23 protein-coding genes are annotated in these 19,940 nt (G+C 58.6%); 15 read left to right on the plus strand and 8 right to left on the minus strand.

The window, feature by feature from the left end; genetic code table 11:
• Nucleotides 1–30 precede the first annotated feature (30 nt).
• From J7380_RS08780 to J7380_RS08820, 9 genes are all read left to right on the plus strand, one after another.
• A complete protein-coding gene (locus J7380_RS08780) occupies nt 31–966 on the plus strand; it encodes an aspartate carbamoyltransferase catalytic subunit (protein WP_209195386.1) in 936 nt (311 codons plus the stop codon).
• The gene (locus tag J7380_RS08785) at nt 963–1,481 is read left to right on the plus strand and encodes a hypothetical protein (protein WP_209195387.1); all 519 of its coding nucleotides are present in this window, start codon (nt 963–965) and stop codon (nt 1,479–1,481) included. Before J7380_RS08780 ends, J7380_RS08785 begins: the two co-directional genes overlap by 4 nt.
• The gene (locus tag J7380_RS08790; protein WP_209195388.1) at nt 1,466–1,852 is read left to right on the plus strand and encodes a hypothetical protein; all 387 of its coding nucleotides are present in this window, start codon (nt 1,466–1,468) and stop codon (nt 1,850–1,852) included. Before J7380_RS08785 ends, J7380_RS08790 begins: the two co-directional genes overlap by 16 nt.
• On the plus strand, nt 1,849–2,301 hold the full coding sequence (locus J7380_RS08795) for a hypothetical protein (RefSeq protein WP_209195389.1): 453 nt from the start codon (nt 1,849–1,851) through the stop codon (nt 2,299–2,301). The genes J7380_RS08790 and J7380_RS08795 overlap by 4 nt, the downstream gene beginning before the upstream one ends.
• The gene (gene pyrC / locus J7380_RS08800; RefSeq protein ID WP_209195390.1) at nt 2,298–3,578 is read left to right on the plus strand and encodes a dihydroorotase; all 1,281 of its coding nucleotides are present in this window, start codon (nt 2,298–2,300) and stop codon (nt 3,576–3,578) included. The genes J7380_RS08795 and pyrC overlap by 4 nt, the downstream gene beginning before the upstream one ends.
• Nucleotides 3,578–4,183 carry a glycerol-3-phosphate 1-O-acyltransferase PlsY gene (gene plsY / locus J7380_RS08805; protein WP_209195391.1) on the plus strand — a complete coding sequence of 202 codons (606 nt, stop codon included), beginning with the start codon at nt 3,578–3,580 and terminating at the stop codon, nt 4,181–4,183. Before pyrC ends, plsY begins: the two co-directional genes overlap by 1 nt.
• Nucleotides 4,180–4,449 carry a hypothetical protein gene (locus J7380_RS08810; protein WP_209195392.1) on the plus strand — a complete coding sequence of 90 codons (270 nt, stop codon included), beginning with the start codon at nt 4,180–4,182 and terminating at the stop codon, nt 4,447–4,449. Before plsY ends, J7380_RS08810 begins: the two co-directional genes overlap by 4 nt.
• Nucleotides 4,450–4,644: 195 nt before the next feature.
• Complete coding sequence (locus J7380_RS08815) at nt 4,645–5,121, plus strand: YHS domain-containing (seleno)protein (RefSeq protein WP_209195393.1); 477 nt, start codon at nt 4,645–4,647, stop codon at nt 5,119–5,121.
• 256 nt (nt 5,122–5,377) lie between these two features.
• Nucleotides 5,378–5,911 (plus strand): outer membrane beta-barrel protein, encoded by a 534-nt coding sequence (locus J7380_RS08820; protein WP_209195394.1) that lies wholly within the window; start codon nt 5,378–5,380, stop codon nt 5,909–5,911.
• Between the two features lie 48 nt (nt 5,912–5,959).
• Here J7380_RS08820 and J7380_RS08825 read toward each other — a convergent pair whose 3' ends face one another.
• A complete protein-coding gene (locus J7380_RS08825; protein WP_170353595.1) occupies nt 5,960–6,943 on the minus strand; it encodes a quinone oxidoreductase in 984 nt (327 codons plus the stop codon).
• Nucleotides 6,944–7,136: 193 nt separating this feature from the next.
• Between J7380_RS08825 and J7380_RS08830 the strand changes: the two genes are divergently transcribed.
• Nucleotides 7,137–7,994: a DUF2189 domain-containing protein gene (locus J7380_RS08830; RefSeq protein WP_209195395.1), complete on the plus strand. Its 858-nt coding sequence runs from the start codon at nt 7,137–7,139 to the stop codon at nt 7,992–7,994.
• 14 nt (nt 7,995–8,008) lie between these two features.
• Here J7380_RS08830 and J7380_RS08835 read toward each other — a convergent pair whose 3' ends face one another.
• Both J7380_RS08835 and J7380_RS08840 read right to left on the minus strand, forming a co-directional pair.
• Nucleotides 8,009–8,995 carry an NAD(P)H-quinone oxidoreductase gene (locus J7380_RS08835; RefSeq protein ID WP_209195396.1) on the minus strand — a complete coding sequence of 329 codons (987 nt, stop codon included), beginning with the start codon at nt 8,993–8,995 and terminating at the stop codon, nt 8,009–8,011.
• Between the two features lie 55 nt (nt 8,996–9,050).
• Nucleotides 9,051–9,743, minus strand: coding sequence for a COQ9 family protein (locus tag J7380_RS08840; RefSeq protein ID WP_209195397.1), 693 nt, complete (start codon nt 9,741–9,743; stop codon nt 9,051–9,053).
• A 111-nt stretch (nt 9,744–9,854) separates the two neighbouring features.
• Between J7380_RS08840 and rpsU the strand changes: the two genes are divergently transcribed.
• A complete protein-coding gene (gene rpsU, locus J7380_RS08845; protein ID WP_005614280.1) occupies nt 9,855–10,061 on the plus strand; it encodes a 30S ribosomal protein S21 in 207 nt (68 codons plus the stop codon).
• 292 nt (nt 10,062–10,353) lie between these two features.
• Nucleotides 10,354–11,325, plus strand: a complete 972-nt coding sequence (locus tag J7380_RS08850) for a CAP domain-containing protein (protein ID WP_209195398.1) — start codon at nt 10,354–10,356, stop codon at nt 11,323–11,325.
• 51 nt (nt 11,326–11,376) lie between these two features.
• On the opposite strand, the gene ppk2 is transcribed toward J7380_RS08850, so the two are convergent.
• On the minus strand, nt 11,377–12,294 hold the full coding sequence (gene ppk2 / locus J7380_RS08855) for a polyphosphate kinase 2 (RefSeq protein WP_170353600.1): 918 nt from the start codon (nt 12,292–12,294) through the stop codon (nt 11,377–11,379).
• Nucleotides 12,295–12,513: 219 nt separating this feature from the next.
• Here ppk2 and J7380_RS08860 point away from each other — a divergent pair, with 219 nt between their 5' ends.
• Nucleotides 12,514–13,353, plus strand: coding sequence for a CPBP family intramembrane glutamic endopeptidase (locus J7380_RS08860; protein WP_209195399.1), 840 nt, complete (start codon nt 12,514–12,516; stop codon nt 13,351–13,353).
• Here the strand turns inward: J7380_RS08860 and J7380_RS08865 are convergent, their stop codons facing one another.
• Complete coding sequence (locus tag J7380_RS08865) at nt 13,354–13,812, minus strand: Lrp/AsnC family transcriptional regulator (protein ID WP_170353602.1); 459 nt, start codon at nt 13,810–13,812, stop codon at nt 13,354–13,356.
• 136 nt (nt 13,813–13,948) lie between these two features.
• Here J7380_RS08865 and ald point away from each other — a divergent pair, with 136 nt between their 5' ends.
• Nucleotides 13,949–15,067, plus strand: a complete 1,119-nt coding sequence (gene ald / locus J7380_RS08870; RefSeq protein ID WP_209195400.1) for an alanine dehydrogenase — start codon at nt 13,949–13,951, stop codon at nt 15,065–15,067.
• Between the two features lie 190 nt (nt 15,068–15,257).
• On the opposite strand, the gene J7380_RS08875 is transcribed toward ald, so the two are convergent.
• Nucleotides 15,258–16,064: a mechanosensitive ion channel domain-containing protein gene (locus J7380_RS08875; protein ID WP_209195401.1), complete on the minus strand. Its 807-nt coding sequence runs from the start codon at nt 16,062–16,064 to the stop codon at nt 15,258–15,260.
• 217 nt (nt 16,065–16,281) lie between these two features.
• Here J7380_RS08875 and J7380_RS08880 point away from each other — a divergent pair, with 217 nt between their 5' ends.
• On the plus strand, nt 16,282–16,980 hold the full coding sequence (locus J7380_RS08880) for a glutathione S-transferase N-terminal domain-containing protein (RefSeq protein WP_209195402.1): 699 nt from the start codon (nt 16,282–16,284) through the stop codon (nt 16,978–16,980).
• Nucleotides 16,981–17,020: 40 nt separating this feature from the next.
• On the opposite strand, the gene J7380_RS08885 is transcribed toward J7380_RS08880, so the two are convergent.
• Together J7380_RS08885 and pheT are read right to left on the minus strand one after the other, a co-directional pair.
• Complete coding sequence (locus J7380_RS08885; protein ID WP_209195403.1) at nt 17,021–17,467, minus strand: YtoQ family protein; 447 nt, start codon at nt 17,465–17,467, stop codon at nt 17,021–17,023.
• Between the two features lie 69 nt (nt 17,468–17,536).
• Nucleotides 17,537–19,933, minus strand: coding sequence for a phenylalanine--tRNA ligase subunit beta (pheT, locus tag J7380_RS08890; protein ID WP_209195404.1), 2,397 nt, complete (start codon nt 19,931–19,933; stop codon nt 17,537–17,539).
• Between the last annotated feature and the right edge of the window lie 7 nt (nt 19,934–19,940).

The following is a 19,940-nucleotide window of genomic DNA, read 5'->3' on the forward strand; positions in this document are numbered from 1 at the left end:
GCGGCTCGATTGTCAGACAGGAGCCCGCCCATGCGTTTCGCCCATCGTCACCTTCTTGGCATCGAGCATCTGTCGCAATCCGATATCACCGCCATTCTTGACCTGGCCGAGACCTATGTCGACATGAACCGGCAGTCGACCAAGCATTCCGACGTTCTGTCGGGGCTGACCCAGATCAACATGTTCTTTGAGAACTCGACCCGCACGCAGGCCAGCTTTGAGCTGGCAGGCAAGCGGCTGGGCGCGGATGTGATGAACATGGCGATGCAGGCCAGTTCGATCAAAAAGGGGGAAACACTGATCGACACGGCGATGACGCTGAATGCGATGCATCCCGATCTTCTTGTGGTGCGGCATCCGCATTCCGGCGCGGTGGACCTGCTGGCGCAAAAGGTGAATTGCGCCGTGCTGAATGCAGGCGACGGCAAGCACGAACACCCCACGCAGGCGCTGTTGGACGCGTTGACCATCCGCCGCGCCAAGGGTCGTTTGCACCGTCTGAACATCGCGATTTGCGGGGACGTGGCACATTCACGCGTCGCGCGGTCGAACCTGATCCTGCTGGGCAAGATGGAAAACCGCATCCGCCTGATCGGCCCGCCGACGCTGGTGCCTTCGACCTTTGCCGAGTTCGGGGCCGAGATCTATGACGACATGAATGAGGGTCTGAAGGACGTCGACGTCGTCATGATGCTGCGCCTTCAGAAAGAGCGGATGGATGGCGGGTTCATCCCCTCGGAGCGCGAGTATTACCACCGCTACGGGCTGGATGCGGCGAAACTGGCGCTGGCCAAGCCCGACGCCATCGTTATGCACCCCGGCCCGATGAACCGCGGCGTGGAAATCGACGGCACGCTGGCTGATGACATCAACCGCTCCGTCATTCAGGAACAGGTCGAAATGGGCGTCGCCGTCCGCATGGCCGCGATGGAGCTGCTGGCCCGCAACCTGCGCGAGGCCGCATGAGCAACCTGACCGTGGCCCCTCATGAACGCGGTGTGATCCGCCTGTTCACGTTGGACATGCGCGCCGAAGAGGCCAAGTTCCTGCGTGAACCCGGTGCTGCCGATCAGGTTCTGGGGGTCGATGGTCTGGACAGAGGGCAGATCGATGTCTTTCCGGTATCGGACCTCGAAGACCTCGGGCTGTATGGATATCTGCATGAAGGTGGCGGTGTGTCCGAGGATCAGCTGAACCGCACAATGCTGGATGCTATCGAAGGCTGGGTCATGGCCGTCCGCAGCGCAGCCTTTCACGGCAAGGCCGCGAAACTCAACCCCGACCCACGGGTACGCCTGCTGGGACTATACACTGAAGAGGCAACAAACTGGTCCGGTGGTATGATCGAGGCCGAAAGCGCCAAGCCCTTCTCAGCGCCCCAGAACCCCGTAGAAAACAACGCGCCGCGCCGTATCGGGTCGGCGCTACTGGCGGTGATCGCCCTGCTTATTGTCGGAGGTGCCCTATGGCTGATCCTGTAACCTTCACGCCGCACAAACGCGCTTATATCCAGACCAACCTGACTCTGGCCGCGATCGCAATGGCCGGGGCGATGACCGTGCTGTGGCTGATCGGCAATCCTTATGTCTGGACCGGCGCGCCCGCGGGTCTGGCCGCCATCGGGTTTCGCGCGTGGTATCTGGCCTCAGAAGAGCTAACAAACACGTGGGAGATGTCGGACACCACCCTCACCGGCCCCGGCCCACGCACCGTGGCGCTGAATCAGATTGAAGCGGTCAACACGATGGGCAGCTTTGTGCAGGTCGTCACCAAAAGCGGCGACAAGCACCTGATCAAGTACCAAGCCGACCCCGCCGCCACCAAAGCCGCCATAGAAAGGGCCATGGGATGAGCGACGACTGGTGGCGCAAGAAAATACCCGACACGGAACAGGTGCTGTGGCATGGGCGGCCTGACCAGGGATATTTTCCTCCACGCCTGAGATGGGCATATCGCATTCTAATTGCCTGCCTTGCGCTCAGTTGGATTGCCAGCCCGTGGTTTGCAGAGACTGTCCGCGACTATTGGAAGCTTATCGGATGCACGCTGTTTCTGGCGTTTTTCATGTGGTGGGAACGGTTGATCCGCACGCGGCGCGTCTATGTCGTGACCAACCGCAACGTCTGGTGGATCAGCGAGATATTCAAAGCAAAATCCTTATCCGTTCATCCCGACCTGAAATTCTATCGCAACGGACACAACATCGTGTTTTCGCACCTGCGTTTCCTGGTATTCGAATACCTCCCCGACCCGGACGCTGCCATGGAAGCCCTGACCAAAGCCCGAGAGGCCCAGACATGACCGACCAGTTTTTCACCAATGCCCGCCTGATCGACCCCGAGGCGGGAACGGACACGCTTGGCTGGCTGCACGTCTCGGGCGGACGTATCGCTGGCCTCGGTGAAGGTGCCGCTCCGGCCACAGACGCGCAGGTGATCGACTGCGGCGGGCACTGCCTCGCCCCCGGCATCGTCGATATCGGCGTCAAGGTCTGCGAGCCCGGTGAGCGACACAAGGAAAGCTATAAATCCGCCGGTTTGGCCGCTGCGGCCGGGGGCGTGACCACGATCGTCACCCGCCCCGACACCAGCCCCGCTATAGACACGCCCGAAACGCTGGAATTCGCCACGCGTCGCGCGCAGGCGGATGCTCCGGTCAATGTGCTGCCCATGGCCGCCCTGACCAAAGCCCGCGACGGTCGCGAGATGACCGAGATCGGCTTTCTGCAAGATGCAGGTGCCGTGGCCTTTACCGATTGCGACCATGTGATCGCCAATACCAAGGTGTTTTCCCGCGCGCTGACTTATGCGAAGTCCTGCGGCGCGTTGGTGATCGCGCACCCGCAGGAGCCAGGCCTCAGCGCCGGGGCCGCCGCGACCAGCGGCAAGTTCGCCGCGCTTTATGGGTTGCCTGCCGTCTCGCCCATGGCCGAGCGCATGGGGCTAGACCGCGATATTGCTCTGCTTGAGATGACCGGGGCCGCGTATCACGCCGATCAGATCACCACCGCCCGCGCCTTGCCCGCGCTGGAACGCGCCAAACGCAACGGGCTGGACATCACCGCAGGCACATCGATCCACCATCTGACGCTGAACGAGTTGGACGTGGCCGACTATCGCACCTTCTTCAAGGTGAAACCGCCTCTGCGGTCCGAGGATGACCGGCAGGCGGTGATCGAGGCGGTGCGGACCGGACTGATTGATACAATCAGTTCCATGCACACGCCGCAGGACGAAGAAAGTAAACGTCTGCCTTTTGAAGAAGCGGCCTCGGGGGCGGTTGCGCTGGAAACGCTGTTGCCTGCCGCACTGCGCCTTTACCATGCCGAACAGCTTGATCTTCCGACCCTGTTCCGGGCGATGGCTTTGAACCCTGCAAAACGGCTGGGTCTGGATAGTGGTCGATTGACCGAGGGCGCACCCGCCGATCTGGTCCTGTTCGACCCGGATGTGCCTTTTGTGCTGGATCGTTTCAGCCTGAAATCGAAATCGCAGAACACTCCGTTTGACGGCCAGCGGATGCAAGGTAAGGTCACGGCAACCTATGTCGCAGGCCAAGAAGTATACCGGAGACCCTGATGCCCCCCATTGACAGTTCCACGGCCCAACTGATCCTTTGGGCCGCGCTTGGTTATTTGATGGGGTCGATCCCCTTTGGCATGATCATCGCCAATGTCATGGGGCTCGGCAATCTGCGCAATATCGGATCGGGCAATATTGGCGCCACAAACGTTCTGCGCACCGGGAACAAGCGCGCCGCCGCGCTGACGCTGATCTTTGACGCCGCAAAAGGCGCAATGGCCGTCCTGCTGGCCCGGATCGTGGCTGGCGAAGACGCTGCACAAATCGCTGCGCTGGCCGCCTTTTTGGGTCACTGCTTTCCAGTATGGCTTGGTTTCAAGGGCGGCAAAGGTGTTGCAACCTTCCTTGGGCTATGGCTGATGCTGGACTGGCGGGTCGGTGTTGCCTGTTGCCTGACATGGCTGTTTGCCGCAGTCGTCTGGCGAATCTCGTCTTTGGCAGCTCTCAGTGCTGCCGCGATGTCGACGATTTGGGTGATGTTTCTGACCAATGGCACTGCGTTTGGATTGGGTGTGGCCCTGACCTTGCTGGTCTACTGGCGTCACGGGGCAAATATCGCCCGCATCCGGGCCGGAACGGAACCCAAAATCGGAAAATCTTGACCGCGCTGGCGCCGTTCCTGACGGCGGTTTTCCGCATCCCGCTTGGAACGTCAACTGGGCGCAGTCATGGGCGTCGCTATGTCGTGAGCCGAACCGCGCTGGCAGGCGGAAAATCCATAAAGCTGGTAGCACACGAGCTTGGTGGGACCGATTACATCAGCCTGAACCTGTACATGACGGCAAATAGTGGTGCATTGCTGCGCCCGTGTGAGATGCCGGCTGAAAAAGTGATTGAATTCGTTGTTGGCTTTGCGCCTGATTTCTAGGCTCTACTCTGCATATTTGCACAAAACCTATTCTATTACGCACAATCACAATTGATTGTTTTGAACGTGATCACAGCATTACCCACTTCGGTGTCGTGACGGCCAATTACCGACCGCACGGAACAAAATCGAAAGGGTCACTCAGGCACAATTCAGGGTGTCGTCCGGTGGCTCAATTCACGAAAGGTGAAAACCATGAACAAGATCAAATCCCTCATCGGCGGCGTTGCGCTGTCTGTTGCAGTTGCAAGCACGGCTCTGGCCGCTGGCGTTGAACTGAACGCAAGCTCGACCGGTCTGGCGCTGCAGGGTTATGACCCGGTTGCCTACTTCACCGTTGGCGAAGCCACCAAGGGCGACTACCGCATCACCACGCTGCACAACGATGCGCTGTACCGCTTTGCCAATGAAGAAAACAAAGCTGCATTCGAAGAAAACCCCGAAGCGTACCTGCCCGCATATGGCGGCTACTGCGCATTCGGCACCGCGATGGGCTTCAAGTTTGACGGCGACCCGAACTACTGGAAAATCGTTGACAACAAGCTGTACCTGAACCTGTCGGCCGACATTCAGGAACGCTGGGAAGGCGACATCCCGGGCTTTAACGAGCGTGCGGACGCCAACTGGAAAGACATTGCCGACAAAACTCCGGCAGAACTGCAGGCGCAATAATCCGCCTACGCACTCCAACACAACGGCGGCAGAGCATTCTGCCGCCGTTTTTCTTTTGTTTTTAATTCACTCGCATACTTTCCCTAACCGCCTCTGCTTCGGATTGTCCGGAATGCCCGCGCTGCAGATGCCCGCGTCGACAACCCACTTTCATCCGTGAATGATCCAGCCTCTCGCTCAAACGTATTCAGTTATGTGAGCGCACGATCATCCGTGGGTCGGCACAAAAAACCAATTTGAGGGAAAGGAACACAATATGAATAAACGTCTTTTAGCAGCGGCAGGCATTGCATTTCTGGCCGCAGGATCCGCTGCTGCGCAGTCTTCTGGCAACTGGACGGGCTTCTACGGCGGTCTGCAGGTTGGTTATGCCGATATCGACACCAACGTCTCTGGCATCGACGGAGACGGCGCGATCGGCGGTATCATTCTGGGTTATGATTACGATCTGGGGGATTGGGTCGTAGGTGGCGGCTTCGACTATGACTGGACCGATGTTGATCTGGGCGGCGCGGCCACGGTCGAGGATGTGTGGCGCATCAAGGCCCGTGCTGGCTACAAGGTCACGTCAGTGGGACTGCTTTATGGCATCGGCGGATATGCCGAGGCTGGTACCGACAATCTGAGCAGCGATAATGGTTGGTTTATCGGTGCCGGTTACGAACATATCGTCGCACCCAATGTCAGCATTGGCGGTGAAATCCTGTATCACGAGTTCAACGATTTCAATTCATCCGGCGTTGATGTTGACGCCACAACCTTTCAGGCCCGTGCGGCCTATCGGTTTTGATTTAACGCCTCCAGAAACGGTCCCGGCACACGTCGGGACCTTGCCAGACTACAGCTCCAAGACCGTACTTCCTGTCGTCTGACGGGCTTCAAGCGCGCGGTGGGCGTCGGCGACCTGCTCAAGCGGAAAGCGCTGGTCGATATGGATTTTAACCTCATTCCCCTGCACCTTGTTGAACAGGCGCCGCGCCATGGCCTGACAGACGGCGTGATCAGCAGTGTGAGTAAACAAAGTCGGTCGCGTGATCTTGAGCGAGCCTTTCTTGGCCAGAATGGCTATATCCATCAACGGCACCGGCCCCGAAGCATTGCCAAAGGAAATCATCATACCCAGTGGTTTCAGGCATTCCAGAGAGCCTGCAAATGTCTGCGCACCAATCGAATCCATCACCGCATCGACGCCCTTGCCACCCGTGATCTCGGCGACCCGCTCGGCAAAATTCTCGGTCCGGTAGTTGATGCAATGTGTCGCCCCGTTGAACTGAGCCAGACTGCATTTTTCATCCGTTCCAGCCGTACCGATCAGCTTGATCCCCTCGGATTTGGCCCATTGGCACGCAATCAGCCCGACACCACCGGCGGCGGCGTGGAACAGAACGGTGTCACCCCGTTTCAGCGGGGTCGTGCGGTGAAACAGATACTCGACCGTCATCCCCTTAAGCATCATGGCCGCAGCCGCATCAAACGAGATATCATCAGGCAAAGGACAAACCTGTGCGGCCGGCATCACGCGCGCCTCGCAATAAGCACCAGAGGGATTAGCCGCATAGGCGGCGCGTTGGCCCGGTTGCAGATGGGTGACGCCTTCGCCCACCGCTTCGATCACCCCAGACGCCTCCATTCCCAATGCGTGCGGCAAGTCCATCGGATAGAGGCCGGTCCGCTGATAGACATCGATGAAGTTCAATCCACAGGCTTGATGACGAATGCGAACTTCGCCCGGTCCAGGATCGCCTATCGGACGGTCTTCGATCTTCAGAACCTCGGGGCCGCCGTGTTCGTGAATGACGACGGTACGTGCCGTTTGCTGCATACTCACCTCCTGTAACCTGGGGCCAAGCTAACACGCCTGCGATCCAGAGCAATCGGCACAAGCAGGTCCAAGGCGACCCAAACGCAAAAAATTATGCTATACTGGTGCTTGAGCGTTGCCGGCTGGTCCGGCCACAGGCAACTCGTACCGGATCATCTCTGCGGCGCTGATAGGCAAACGCGAGGGGATGACGATGGTCAGGACGATAGGAAATCCGATCAGCTGGGCGGCCCAAACGCTGGGAGCCACCAGTGATCATGTTGCAGAGAGCGTCACCGGAATTGGTGGCGCTGGGACACCCAAAATGCCCAAGGTTCAGACGCTGAGTTTCAGCGACCTCTGGGCGTGTCTGCGAGCCGGCTCGGAAGACTTTATGGAAACCCGCGCAGATGCGGTCTTCGTGGTATTGATCTACCCTCTGGCGGGCTTGCTGATGTTCGGGTTCGGCCTGAACCGGAATATGATACCTTTACTGGCCCCCCTGATCGCAGGTTTCGCATTGATCGGGCCTGTGGCGGCCGTGGGTCTTTATGAAATCAGCCGAAAACGCGAGCAAGGGGCCGAAGCCCATTGGCTGGATGCACTTGGTGTATTCCGGTCACCCTCGTTCGGGGCCATTCTGACACTGGGCTTCTATCTGGTGGCGCTTTTGCTGATCTGGTTGATGGTCGCGCAGAGCATTTATGTTCAGACATTGGGTCCTGATCTACCGACCTCGTTCAGCACCTTCGTACTCCAAGTTTTCACAACAAAGGCAGGCTGGGTCATGATCCTTTCTGGCATCTTGGTCGGGTTCTTCTTCGCCCTCGTCGCACTGGCCACAAGCGTGATCAGCTTCCCCTTGCTTCTTGACCGCAAAGTCGGGGTGCCGCTCGCCGTAGTGACATCGGTTCGCGTTCTGCGGCACAACCCATCGGTCATCCTGACCTGGGGTCTGGTTGTGTCCAGTGCGTTGATACTGGGCGCGATCCCGATGTTACTGGGGTTGATTGTTGTCATTCCGGTTCTGGGCCACGCCACCTGGCACCTGTATCGCTGCGCCGTGACCTGAACCGGAAGACGGTCCTAGCCGCCGATCTTAAGAACGATCTTGCCGATATGACCCGAGCTTTCCATCCGCGCATGGGCCGCTGAGGCCTCGGCCATGTCAAACTCGCTGTCCATCACCGGGGCAATCTTGCCCGCATCCAGCAGCGGCCAGACTGCCTCGCGCAGGTCCTGGGCGATTTTGGCCTTGGCCAGATCGGATTGCGGACGCAAGGTGCTGCCGGTCAGGGTCAGGCGTTTCACCATCATCATGGCAAAGTTCAGCTCGACCTTGGGGCCTTGCAGGAAGGCGATTTGAACCAGCCGCCCATCCTCGGCCAGAGCTTTGACGTTGCGCGGGATATAGTCCCCGCCCACCATATCAAGGATCAGGTTCGCCCCACCCTCGGCCCTCATTGCGGATACGAAATCCTCATCCCGGTAATTGATCGCCTTCTCGGCCCCCAGTTTCTCGCAAGCGGCGCATTTCTCGGCCGATCCGGCAGTGGCAAAGACCCGTGCGCCGAAGGCATTTGCAAGCTGGATCGCCGTTGTTCCGATCCCGCTGGAGCCGCCGTGAACCAAAAAACGCTCTCCCGCTTTCAGACCGCCGCGTGTGAAGACATTGGACCAGACGGTAAAGAAGGTCTCGGGCAGACACGCGGCCTCTTTCAGGCCCATCCCCTCTGGCACCGGCAAGCAATGGGCAGCGGGCGTGGCAACGTATTCGGCATAGCCGCCGCCGGGCAACAAGGCGCAAACCTGGTCACCAACTGAAAGCCCCTGAACGCCGGAACCTAGGGCCACGACCTCACCCGATGCCTCAAGCCCCGGCAGATCGCTGGCACCCGGAGGAGGATCATACGCACCCGCCCGCTGCAGCGCATCCGGACGGTTTACCCCGGCATAGGCCACCTTAAGCACCACCTGACCCGCAGCAGGTTCAGGCACCGGTCGGTCCGTTATCTGCAGAACCTCGGGCCCGCCGGGTTTGGTGATTTCTACAGCGCGCATTGTCTGGGTCATGGGCAATTCTCCTTTGCCCAATGCCTAACAGGCGAATTCGGAAAGGCCCAGACGCTTACTTGCGCGGGTTCAGCATTCCCGGCAGATCAGCCCGCATCTTCATCGGAGCTTTAACCTGACCTGCCAACCAATTCGGCACCGCAAGAAAGGGCTTGAACAGTGGGTTGCCATTCACCTGCGCCTTGAGCTTTTCGAACTGCATGACGTTGTCGATGCGGCGGTCCAGAAACTCCCACGTTCTCTGCTGGTCAGGCGAATCATCCCCCAGCCAGAACAGCACGGTCGAGGAATAGACCCCCGACAACGTCGCCCGCTTGGTGTACCAGTTCACATCGTCAGATGTATCGCCAAGCGTGTCCCAGATCAGATCGCAGGTCTGCCACATCGCCTTGGCCCCATCAGCCGCGTGCATCGGCAAAGAAAACAACGTCATCCCACGACGCACGAGTTCCTTGTCCTCTACCGCCTGAAGACGGAACCGGACAGCAGCAGCGATCCGGTCACGGAATTTCAGATCGCTCAGATCTTCGGTTTTCAGACGCTCTGCCATCGCCGCGTCCCCGCGGGCATGAAAAGCCAGGGCCATATCAACCGCACCACGAGGACAGATCGACCGTGCCAGCGTTTCATCAATACCGCAGTCACTGATGGCCATGCGAAAGCTGGTTTCCGACCAGCCATCAAACGGTACATGGGCCAGCATAGCGTCCAAAAGCTGGGTTTTGGTATCTTCGTAGGATATGGTCATGGCGGTTCTCCGGGTTCTGGCACCAGTACTAGACAAGTTAGAGCGGCTTTGCTATACGGCCACCTCCTGCAATTTCCTTGCAACTCTATCTAGAAAGGTGGTGACAACCACATGCAGGTTAGTGTTCGCGACAATAACGTCGATCAGGCGCTTCGTGCCCTGAAGAAAAAGCTGCAGCGCGAAGGCGTGTTCCGTGAAATGAAGCTTAAGCAACATTTCGAGAAACCGTCCGAGAAAAAAGCGCGCGAGAAAGCTGAAGCGATCCGCCGTGCCCGTAAACTGGCACGTAAGAAAGCACAGCGCGAAGGTTTGCTCTAAGCACCTGATGCTCGTCCGGCTTTGGATGACACTATTTGACGACCCCCGAGGCCCCGCCCGGGGGTTTGTCGTTTTTTAAGAGGGATTTCGCCGGCCCCGCCTCTTAGCGATCGCAACAACTCGCCGAGACATTGATTTGCCATTTTCTCGGCGTTATCCAGCGCGGCGAATCTCTGTTTCGGTGCGCCCTCCCGCCGAAATGCGCCGATCTTTCCGACCTCACTGTTCATGTCTTTTGCCGGTTCTCTAAGTGGGTCTGTCCATTCGGACACAACAACTTAAGGAGGCAAAAATGTCTGCAGCAAGTCAAGTAGAACGGGAAATGCTGGCGTTGATCAACCAAGAGCGTACGTCTCGTGGCTTGGACCCATTACAGCTTGAAACGCAGCTCAACGATTCGTCGGAAGATCACAGCAGCTGGATGCTGGATACGGACACGTTCAGCCACACCGGGTCAGGCGGATCAACCGCCACCCAGCGGATGCAGGCGGCCGGGTTCGATCTTGAAGGCAGTTGGCGAACTGGCGAGAATATCGCCTGGCAATCAGAGCGCGGCGCGCCAGGGATCAGCGACGACGTGGCGCAACTGCACCAGGGCCTGATGAACAGCCCCGGTCATCGCGCGAATATCCTGAATCCTGATTTCAAATATATCGGCATCGGCATCGAGACCGGCGATATGCAGGGTTCTGACGCCGTGATCGTCACGCAGAACTTTGCCACAACTGATGCGGCAGTCATGCTGGACAGCGGCGGCACAGCCATGGCGCCTACCCCACCTGCAGAGCCAGACCCCGCACAACCCGATACTGATGTGACCGAGACCGAAGACCCAGTCACCGAACAGCCGGACACTGACGTCACAGAAACGGACAATCCTTCTCCGGAGCAGCCGGATACTGACCTTACCGAAACCGACGACCCAGCCCCAGAACAGCCGGGTACTGACGTCACCGACAACGACGATCCGGCCCCTGAACAGCCGGACACCGAAGACGCTGATGCAGATTGCTTCGATGTTGCGGCCTTTCTGGCTGAACTGGACGCATTCATTCAGCAGCTAAAAGAAGATTTCGATCAATTCGCGTGGAATGATGACGACATGACCCCGCCTGAGACCCAGGACGACATGGATTTGGTCATAGCAGATGATTCAGTCCCGGTTGCGGACGAACCAATCTGTCCCGAGATGACGTCTGGCGGAGCCGAAGACTTCTTTTCGCTCACCTTCTTCAACGTCGATTGCATGATGGACGCAGCCTAACGCTCCAACCTGATGCGAAGCAGAGCGCTGCTTCGCATCCTTTCGGACCGATCAGTATATTTTTGGCACGTGCAGTTCGTCCGGCAGAACACGGCGTTCGTATTCCGGGTTGTACTTGCGATCAGGCAGGTTGACCTTTTCCTGCGGTACATCCGTGTAGGGGATCTTGGTCAGCAGGTGTTCGATACAGTTCAGACGCTCGCGCTTTTTGTCATTGCCTTCGACGATATACCACGGCGCTTCCGGGATATTGGTGCGGAACAGCATGTCTTCTTTGGCCTTAGTGTAGGCCTCCCATCGGATACGAGATTCCAGATCCATCGGCGACAGCTTCCACTGCTTCATCGGATCGTGGATGCGCATGAGGAACCGCAACTGCTGCTCTTCATCGGTGATCGAGAACCAGTATTTCAGCAAAATGATGCCCGAGCGCACCAGCATCCGTTCAAATTCGGGAACGTCCTGAAAGAACTGTTCAACCTGATCTTCGGTCGCAAAGCCCATGACCCGTTCGACGCCCGCGCGATTGTACCATGACCGGTCGAACAGCACGATTTCGCCCGCTGCAGGCAGATGCGGAACGTAGCGCTGGAAATACCACTGGCTTTGTTCCCGACGGCTTGGCGCGGGCAGAGCAACGACACGCGCAACCCGTGGGTTCAGGCGCTGCGTGATCCGCTTGATCACGCCCCCCTTGCCCGCGCTGTCGCGACCTTCGAACAGGATACAAACCTTGGCACCCGTGTGCTGCACCCAATCCTGCACTTTGATCAACTCGGCCTGAAGACGCAGCAGGTTCCGGAAATAGACCTTGCGGTCCAGCATCTCGGGGTGCTGATCCTTGTAGATCTTGCGGATTTCCATCGACAACATGGGCTCGCTGAACTCGATCTCGAAATCTTCGTCCAGCGTGTCTTCCAGCTCGGCCTCAAGCCAGTCTTTAGAGGCGTCGTTATATTCGTCAGCCAAGGTCTGCTCCTTACAAATTCCCGGGTTCGGACCGTATCGGGCGCATGTAACCGCCTGATGTCATCGGATGAATTGATGAAGGTCTTTTCCTAAGCCTAACAGCTTACGGCGGCAAGATCACTGTGACGCAAATCCGCAGCCCGTTCACTGTTGAACCGTCTTGCCAGAACGCGCCCAACCACGGCATCAAGGCGCAAACCGAACTGCAAAGGCGCGACTTTGACCCATTTTTTCGCATTGCTGCCCGCGATCTGGCCGTGGCTTTTGCTGATCGCCGCCATGGTCAGCACCGTATCAGGCAAACCGGCGTTGGGTATGGGACTATTGGGGGTTTTCGGAGCGGTCTCGCTGACACTGGGGCTGGTTACGCCGATCGCCGCAGGGGTGGTTACTGTCGGTTTTGCAGGCGCGTTGATGCTGCGCAACCTGTCCGGGATGTGGGCCGCGCTTGGCCATATTACACTCGTCATATGGTGCATCGCGCTCGGGGCGCATCTGGTCCCGGGATTTCACAACCTTCTGGTCCTTGATCAGGTTCAATCTGGCCCTTTAAGTCGCGATTTCACGATGTACTTGAACCTGGACAAGCCCATGGTGCTGTTCACCGTCGCTTTGGCGTGGCCCGGCATGATTGGTGGGGCTGTGGCACTGCGCAAAATCCCGTTGGCAGTTGGTTTCGCCTTGTTGCCTGCCCTGTTGGCAGTGGGTTCTGCCGTCAATGCCGTCCGCCCCGAGATCAGTCTGCCCCATTGGTGGGTGATCTTCGCGCTGTCCAATCTCTTCTTGACCTGCCTGACGGAAGAGGTGTTTTTTCGCGGCTATTTGCAATCGTTGATCTCTTCCCGTTTTGGCGCGGGTCTGGGGATAGCTGCTGCAAGCCTTTTGTTTGGTTTGGTTCACATCGGCGGAGGACCGGCATTGGCAGGTTTCGCAACCATTCTGGGCGCGGCTTGCGGGCTGGGTTATTATGCAACCGGACGTCTGTGGGTTCCTGTCCTCATGCATTTCTGCTTCAACGCCGCGCATTTGGTGCTGTTCACCTATCCCGGACCGGCCTGATCAAACCGGTAAAGCCGTGGTTTTGAACACGGTTCGAAGCGCAAACGAACTTTGCATCTGCGCCACTCCGGGTAGTCGCGACAAGTATTGCCGATGGATGCGGGCAAAGTCCTCGGTGTTTTCGGCGACGACTTTCAGGATGTAGTCCGCCGTTCCCGCCATAAGGTGACACTCCAGCACATCCGGAATACGGGCAACGGCCTTTTCGAAGGCATCCAGAACCTCTTCGGCCTGTCCTTGCAGAGTGATCTCGACAAATACGGTTGTCGGCACGTTCATCTTGCGTGCATCCAACAAGGCAACGTAGTTGCGAATAAAGCCCTCGGATTCCAACCGTTGCACCCGTCTGTGGCAGGCCGAAGGCGACAAATTGGCCTGTTCGGACAGTTCTGCATTAGACATCCGACCGTTACGCTGCAATGCCGCCAGAATCTTTCGATCCGTCGTATCAATGGCCATCTGCGCAATCCTTTTGCGAGTTCAGGTCAAAATACCGAAAATTATCCGGAAATAAAGCGTTCATACGGGCAGAGTTTCACAGAAATTGCGCACAAAGTTGCCCATTATTTAAGCAGTTTACAAACGGAGAGACCAAATGAAGATCGGTTGCCCCAAAGAAATCAAACCGCAGGAGTTCCGCGTCGGAATGACCCCGAACGCTGCGCAAGAAGCGGTCGCGCGCGGCCACGAGGTGATCATTGAAACCGGAGCCGGTCAGGGCTCGGGTTTTGACAATGCCGACTACGTCGCAGCCGGAGCGCGCATTGTCGACACCGCAGCCGAAGTTTTCGCCACTGCCGACATGATCGTCAAAGTCAAAGAACCGCAGGCAGGCGAACGCAAGATGCTGCGCGAGGGACAGCTGCTGTTTACCTATCTGCACCTGGCCCCGGACCCAGACCAGACCCATGACCTGCTTGCTTCGGGCTGTACGGCTATCGCGTACGAGACTGTAACGGACGCCAATGGGGGGCTGCCTTTGCTTGCACCCATGTCCGAGGTTGCAGGCCGCCTCGCCCCGCAGGTCGGGTCGTGGACCCTGCAGAAGGCCAATGGCGGGCGCGGTGTTCTGATGGGCGGCGTTCCCGGAGTTGGTCCAGCGAAAGTTGTTGTCATTGGCGGTGGTGTCGTGGGAACACATGCCGCCAAGATCGCCGCAGGGATGGGGGCAGATGTGACGGTTCTTGACCGGTCGCTGCCGCGCCTGCGCTATCTGGATGACGTTTTTGGCGGAACGTTTAAGAACCAATACTCGACAGCCGGCGCAACGGCCGAGCTGATCCAATCCGCCGACATGGTCATCGGCGCGGTGCTGATCCCCGGTGCGGCTGCGCCAAAGCTGGTGACCCGCGCGCAACTTTCTACCATGAAACCCGGAGCAGTCCTTGTCGACGTTGCGATCGATCAGGGTGGGTGTTTTGAGACGTCGAAAGCGACGACCCATGCCGAACCGATCTATGATGTTGATGGCATCATGCACTATTGCGTCGCCAACATGCCCGGAGCTGTCGCCCGCACATCGACCATCGCGCTTGGCAACGCTACCATGCCCTTCATGCTGGCGTTGGCCGACAAAGGCTGGAAACAAGCATGTCAGGACGATCCTCATCTGATGGCCGGACTGAACGTACATGCGGGTAAGCTGACCTACTACGCCGTCGGCAAAGCACTCGGGATCGACGTGGTGTCCCCCAACGTCGTCATCAAGGCTTAAGATACTCCCGCCCCTGAAAGCGCCCTCTGACGAGTGCGTTTACAGCGTTGGGCGTAGCGCCGCGCTGATCGCGCGGCGCGGTCGAACCTCTGACCAACGTTGCAACAAACGAAAAAGCGCCGCGCGATCAGCGCGGCGCTGGGCCCAACCGGAAAAGGGCATTCCAATGCCCGTATGACGGGCGGGAGCGTTATGCCTGTTTTTGGATCTCGACCGAATGCGGATAAGGAATCGATACCCCCTTGGCATCGAACGCTTCTTTAACGGCCTTCGTGATTTCAAACTTAACGTCCCAATAATCTGCAGCGGCACACCACAGCCGCGCCGTCAGATCAACCGAGCTGTCGCCCAAATTGGTCACACGCACCCATGGTTCAGGATCGCTGTGAATACGCTCATCCGCCTTGGCCACGTCCAGAATGATCTGCATCGCCTGATCTGCGCTGTCGCCGTAATCAATCCCAAATACCAGGTCCACGCGTCGCGTGTCATGGGCCGAATAGTTGGTGATCACCGTTCCCCAAGCCTGCCCGTTGGGAACAATGATCTGCACGTTATCCGGCGTCACCAATTCGGTCGTGAACAGGTTCAGGTCCTGCACCGTCCCAGCAGTACCGCCGATATCCACATATTGACCCAGCTTGTAAGGCCGGAATACCACCAGCATCACGCCCGCCGCCAGATCGCTAAGCGTCCCTTGCAGCGCCAGACCGATAGCCAGCGATGCCGCACCCAAAATGGCGACAATACTTGTGGCCTCAATCCCGAAAATCCCCAGAACGGCGACCAGAACCATCGCCAGGATAGCCCATTTCACAAGGCTGGCCATAAAGTTGCCGAGAGTCGGGTCAATCTGCGGGGTCGCGTTGATGCGCCGGCGCACCATACCGCCTATCGCACCGGCCACGATCCAGCCCAAAATCAGAACAATCAGTGCCTTGACTGCATTCATAATAAGCGGAGCAAACGCTCCGACCTGCGTTACAACCTCGTCCACACGTCTCTCCTTATGCGAGCTATGCAAAACCCGCGGTACAGATGCGGGATACACAAGATTGTGAGCGAGAATGCGCCTCTGGTCTAGGTGCGGAATAACCTGGTTTTCCCCTCTGTTGCGAAATGCACAAGAACTGACCGGGAATGCACAGGTGCTCTACTGGTAACACATTTAGCCAGTGCTTACCTCAACTCGGAACCGCATTCAGGAGCGCACCATGCTTGACACCTCAACTCATCCAATTACCGGCCGCTGGCCTGCCCAGACACCCGACAGGTTGCAGCTTTATTCCTATCCAACGCCAAACGGTGTCAAAGTTTCGATCATGCTGGAAGAGATTGGCCTTCCTTACGAGGCACATCTAGTCACACTCGCAGATTCAGATGTCAAAAGCCCCGAATTCCTGTCGCTGAATCCAAACAACAAAATCCCTGCGATTATTGATCCCAACGGCCCGGATGGCGAGGCTGTATCCCTGTTCGAGAGCGGCGCAATCCTGCTATATCTGGCAGAGAAAAGCGATCAGTTGATGGGCGCGACCGCAGCGGACAAAGCCCGCGTGACACAATGGCTGATGTTCCAGATGGGTGGCCTTGGCCCGATGTTCGGTCAGCTTGGCTATTTCCACAAATTCGCCGGTAGCGAGATCGAAGACCCTCGCCCCCGCGAACGCTACATCAACGAAGCCAAGCGCTTGCTCAATGTGCTGAACACACAGCTTGAAGGGCAGGAATGGATCGCGGGCAGCTATTCAATTGCCGATATCGCCATTGTGCCGTGGCTGCGAGGCTTGGACTATTACGGTGTGAAAGAGCTGCTTGGATGGTCTGATTTCGCCAACCTTCAGCCATATGTGGACCGCTTTCTGGACCGCCCGGCGGTCCAGCGCGGATTGGTTATCCCTGCGACGAGCTAAGGCATATGGGGGGCGAGGCATTGCCCCGCCCTATCGACCGCTATCCGGGCAGTTGCCCGGTCAGAACATAGCGCAGAACCTCGACCACCTGCGCGGGGTGCTCGGCCACCGCCAGAGCTGCGGCGTCGACCTCTTTCAGCGCGTGCTGATGGTCGGGGCCATGCAGCACGATCAGGGATTTGCCCAGAGCGGCAGCATAACCTGCGTCGAAGGCCGCATTCCACTGCTTGTATTTCTCGCCAAAGCGGACCACGACCACATCCGCATCCGCGATCCCCTTACGGGTGCGGATCGCGTTGACCATCGCGCCCTTGTGGTCGTGCCAGTATTTGTTCGGCTCGGCCCCCAGAATGGCCACGCCGCAATCGTCGCTGGCCGCGTGGTCGGTCACCGGGCTGTTAAAGGTGATATCCAGCCCCTGCGCGCCTTCGATGATCTGGTCGCGCCAATCGGTGTGAATCTCGCCCGAGAGGTAAACGTTCAGCATGTCTTGCTCCTCCTGAAATGAAAAAGGGGCGCGTCCGGCCCCTTTTGTCTTGTTATCGTGCCCCACCGATCAGCCGCGCAGAACGCCGCCCGTGGCCTTGGACACTTTGGCGATGATCTTCTGACCAACCGCCTCGATATCCTCTTCCTTGAGGGTCTTGTCCGTCGGTTGCAAACGCACGGTGATGGCCAGCGATTTCTTGCCCTCACCCAGGCTACCACCGATGAATTCATCGAACACGCGTACATCGTCGATCAGCGCCTTATCCGCGCCTGCCGCTGCGTTCACCAAGGTCAGAGCTTCGACATCCGCATCAACCACAAAGGCAAAGTCACGTTCCACCGCCTGCAGATCGCGCAGTTCAAGCGCCGCACGGGTAGCCCCGGACTTGCGCGGCAGAGGCACTTCGTCCGGCCAGATGGTAAAGGCCATCGCCGGGCCCTTGATATCCAGCGCCTGCAGGATGCGCGGGTGCAGTTCACCAAACACGCCCAGCACCTTTTTCGGACCCAGACAGATTTTGCCGTGACGGCCCGGATGCCACCATGCATCGCCATCGCGCAAGACCTGCACCTTGGCGGGCGCACCGATCGCGGCCAGTACGGCCTCGGCATCGGCTTTGACGTCAAACACATCCACGGCGCGCGCAGCCCCGTGCACATCTTTGGGACCATCGCGGCCCACCAGTAGACCAGTGATCTGGGTTTTCTGGTTGCCGGGCTCGCCGCCGTGGAAAACAGGGCCAACCTCGAACAGGGCAACATCGGCAAAGCCGCGTGCCTGATTACGCGCGGCTGCCTGCAGCAGACCGGGCAGCAGATCGGGGCGCATATGGCTCATTTCCGAGGAAATCGGGTTTTCCAGCTGCGTCGCGGCATCGCCGCCCCCAAACAGGGCAGCGGACGCCTGATCAATGAAGGTATAAGACACACATTCATTGTACCCCAGCGCCGCACATGTCCGGCGCGCCATCGACTGACGGCGCTGCGTCGGGGTCATCACCGCTTTGGGGATGCCATCAGTCACACGCGGCAGCGGCTTACCCTGTAGCTTGGTCAGCGAGGCAATCCGCGCAACCTCTTCCACCAGATCGGCCTCGCCCATGATATCAGGGCGCCAACTGGGCACCTGCGCCATCTCCCCCTCAAGGCGGAAACCCAGACGGGTCAGGGTCTGGCGCTGTTCGCTTTCAGGAATATCCATCCCGACCAGAGACTGCACCCGCGCCGCATCCAGCTTGTAGGCGCGCGCGTGGTTCGGGGCCTTCCCGGCCTCGACAACCGAGGATACCTCGCCGCCGCAGATATCCAGAATCATCTGCGTCGCCTGCTCCAACCCTTCACGGGTGAATTGCGGGTCAACGCCACGTTCAAAGCGGTAACGTGCGTCCGAATTGATTTTCAGCGCGCGGCCCGTCAGGGCGATCTGCACATGATCCCAGAACGCGCTTTCAAGGAAGACATTGACCGTTTCATCGGTACAGCCGGTTTCCTCGCCGCCCATGATGCCCGCGATGGATTCCGCGCCCTTGTCGTCCGAGATCACCATCATGCCGCGCTGCAGGGTGTATTCCTTCTCATCCAGCGCCACCAGCGTTTCACCACCCTTGGCGCGGTGAACTCGCAGGTTGCCCTGCACCTTATCCGCATCAAACACGTGCAGCGGGCGGTTCTGATCAAAGGTCATGTAGTTGGTGATATCCACCAACGCCGAAATGGGACGCAGACCGATGGCCTTCAACTGATCCTGCAGCCATTGCGGGCTGGGGCCGTTCTTGACGCCCCGGATCAAACGTCCGGTGAAATGCGGCGCGCCGTCCAGGGTGTCGTCGTCTATCGTCACCTTGATCGGGCATTCGAAATCGCCGGGCACTGGCGCGTGGATATGCTCTTTCAGCGTGCCCACCCCACGCGCGGCCAGATCGCGCGCAATCCCCGCCACACCCAGCGCATCGGGGCGGTTCGGCGTGATCGCAATCTCGATCATCGGATCGACCTTGGACGGGTCATTCTCGGCCAACCAGTCGACGAAGCGATCACCGACTTCGCCCGAGGGCAGTTCGATAATGCCATCATGCTCGTCCGACAACTCCAGCTCACGCTCGGAGGCCATCATGCCAAAGCTTTCGACGCCCCGGATCTTGCCGACGCTGATGGTGATATCCAGACCGGGGATATACATGCCCGGCTTGCAAACCACGACGGTGATGCCTTCGCGCGCGTTGGGCGCACCGCAGATGATCTGCAGATCGCCCTCATCGGTTTCCACCGTGCAAACGCGCAGCTTGTCGGCGTCGGGGTGCTTTTCTGCGTGCTTCACATGGCCCAGCGTAAAGCCCGCCAGCCGGTCCGCCGGGTTCACGATCTCTTCGACCTCAAGGCCGAGGTCGGTCAGCGCCTCGGCGATCTCATCAACCGACGCGTCCGTGTCGAGGTGGTCTTTCAGCCAGGACAGAGTGAATTTCATTGCTCGG

Source organism: Ruegeria sp. R8_1 (assembly GCF_017743815.1).
GTDB classification, from domain to species: domain Bacteria; phylum Pseudomonadota; class Alphaproteobacteria; order Rhodobacterales; family Rhodobacteraceae; genus Ruegeria; species Ruegeria lacuscaerulensis_A.

Coding starts and splice junctions, on each gene's coding strand:
- J7380_RS08780 (WP_209195386.1), top strand. CDS start 31: ATGCGTTTCGCCCATCGTCACCTTCTTGGCATCGAGCATCTGTCGCAA.
- J7380_RS08785 (WP_209195387.1), top strand. CDS start 963: ATGAGCAACCTGACCGTGGCCCCTCATGAACGCGGTGTGATCCGCCTG.
- J7380_RS08790 (WP_209195388.1), top strand. CDS start 1,466: ATGGCTGATCCTGTAACCTTCACGCCGCACAAACGCGCTTATATCCAG.
- J7380_RS08795 (WP_209195389.1), top strand. CDS start 1,849: ATGAGCGACGACTGGTGGCGCAAGAAAATACCCGACACGGAACAGGTG.
- pyrC (WP_209195390.1), top strand. CDS start 2,298: ATGACCGACCAGTTTTTCACCAATGCCCGCCTGATCGACCCCGAGGCG.
- plsY (WP_209195391.1), top strand. CDS start 3,578: ATGCCCCCCATTGACAGTTCCACGGCCCAACTGATCCTTTGGGCCGCG.
- J7380_RS08815 (WP_209195393.1), top strand. CDS start 4,645: ATGAACAAGATCAAATCCCTCATCGGCGGCGTTGCGCTGTCTGTTGCA.
- J7380_RS08820 (WP_209195394.1), top strand. CDS start 5,378: ATGAATAAACGTCTTTTAGCAGCGGCAGGCATTGCATTTCTGGCCGCA.
- J7380_RS08825 (WP_170353595.1), bottom strand. CDS start 6,943: ATGCAGCAAACGGCACGTACCGTCGTCATTCACGAACACGGCGGCCCC.
- J7380_RS08830 (WP_209195395.1), top strand. CDS start 7,137: ATGGTCAGGACGATAGGAAATCCGATCAGCTGGGCGGCCCAAACGCTG.
- J7380_RS08835 (WP_209195396.1), bottom strand. CDS start 8,995: ATGACCCAGACAATGCGCGCTGTAGAAATCACCAAACCCGGCGGGCCC.
- J7380_RS08840 (WP_209195397.1), bottom strand. CDS start 9,743: ATGACCATATCCTACGAAGATACCAAAACCCAGCTTTTGGACGCTATG.
- rpsU (WP_005614280.1), top strand. CDS start 9,855: ATGCAGGTTAGTGTTCGCGACAATAACGTCGATCAGGCGCTTCGTGCC.
- J7380_RS08850 (WP_209195398.1), top strand. CDS start 10,354: ATGTCTGCAGCAAGTCAAGTAGAACGGGAAATGCTGGCGTTGATCAAC.
- J7380_RS08865 (WP_170353602.1), bottom strand. CDS start 13,812: ATGGCCATTGATACGACGGATCGAAAGATTCTGGCGGCATTGCAGCGT.
- ald (WP_209195400.1), top strand. CDS start 13,949: ATGAAGATCGGTTGCCCCAAAGAAATCAAACCGCAGGAGTTCCGCGTC.
- J7380_RS08880 (WP_209195402.1), top strand. CDS start 16,282: ATGCTTGACACCTCAACTCATCCAATTACCGGCCGCTGGCCTGCCCAG.
- J7380_RS08885 (WP_209195403.1), bottom strand. CDS start 17,467: ATGCTGAACGTTTACCTCTCGGGCGAGATTCACACCGATTGGCGCGAC.
- pheT (WP_209195404.1), bottom strand. CDS start 19,933: ATGAAATTCACTCTGTCCTGGCTGAAAGACCACCTCGACACGGACGCG.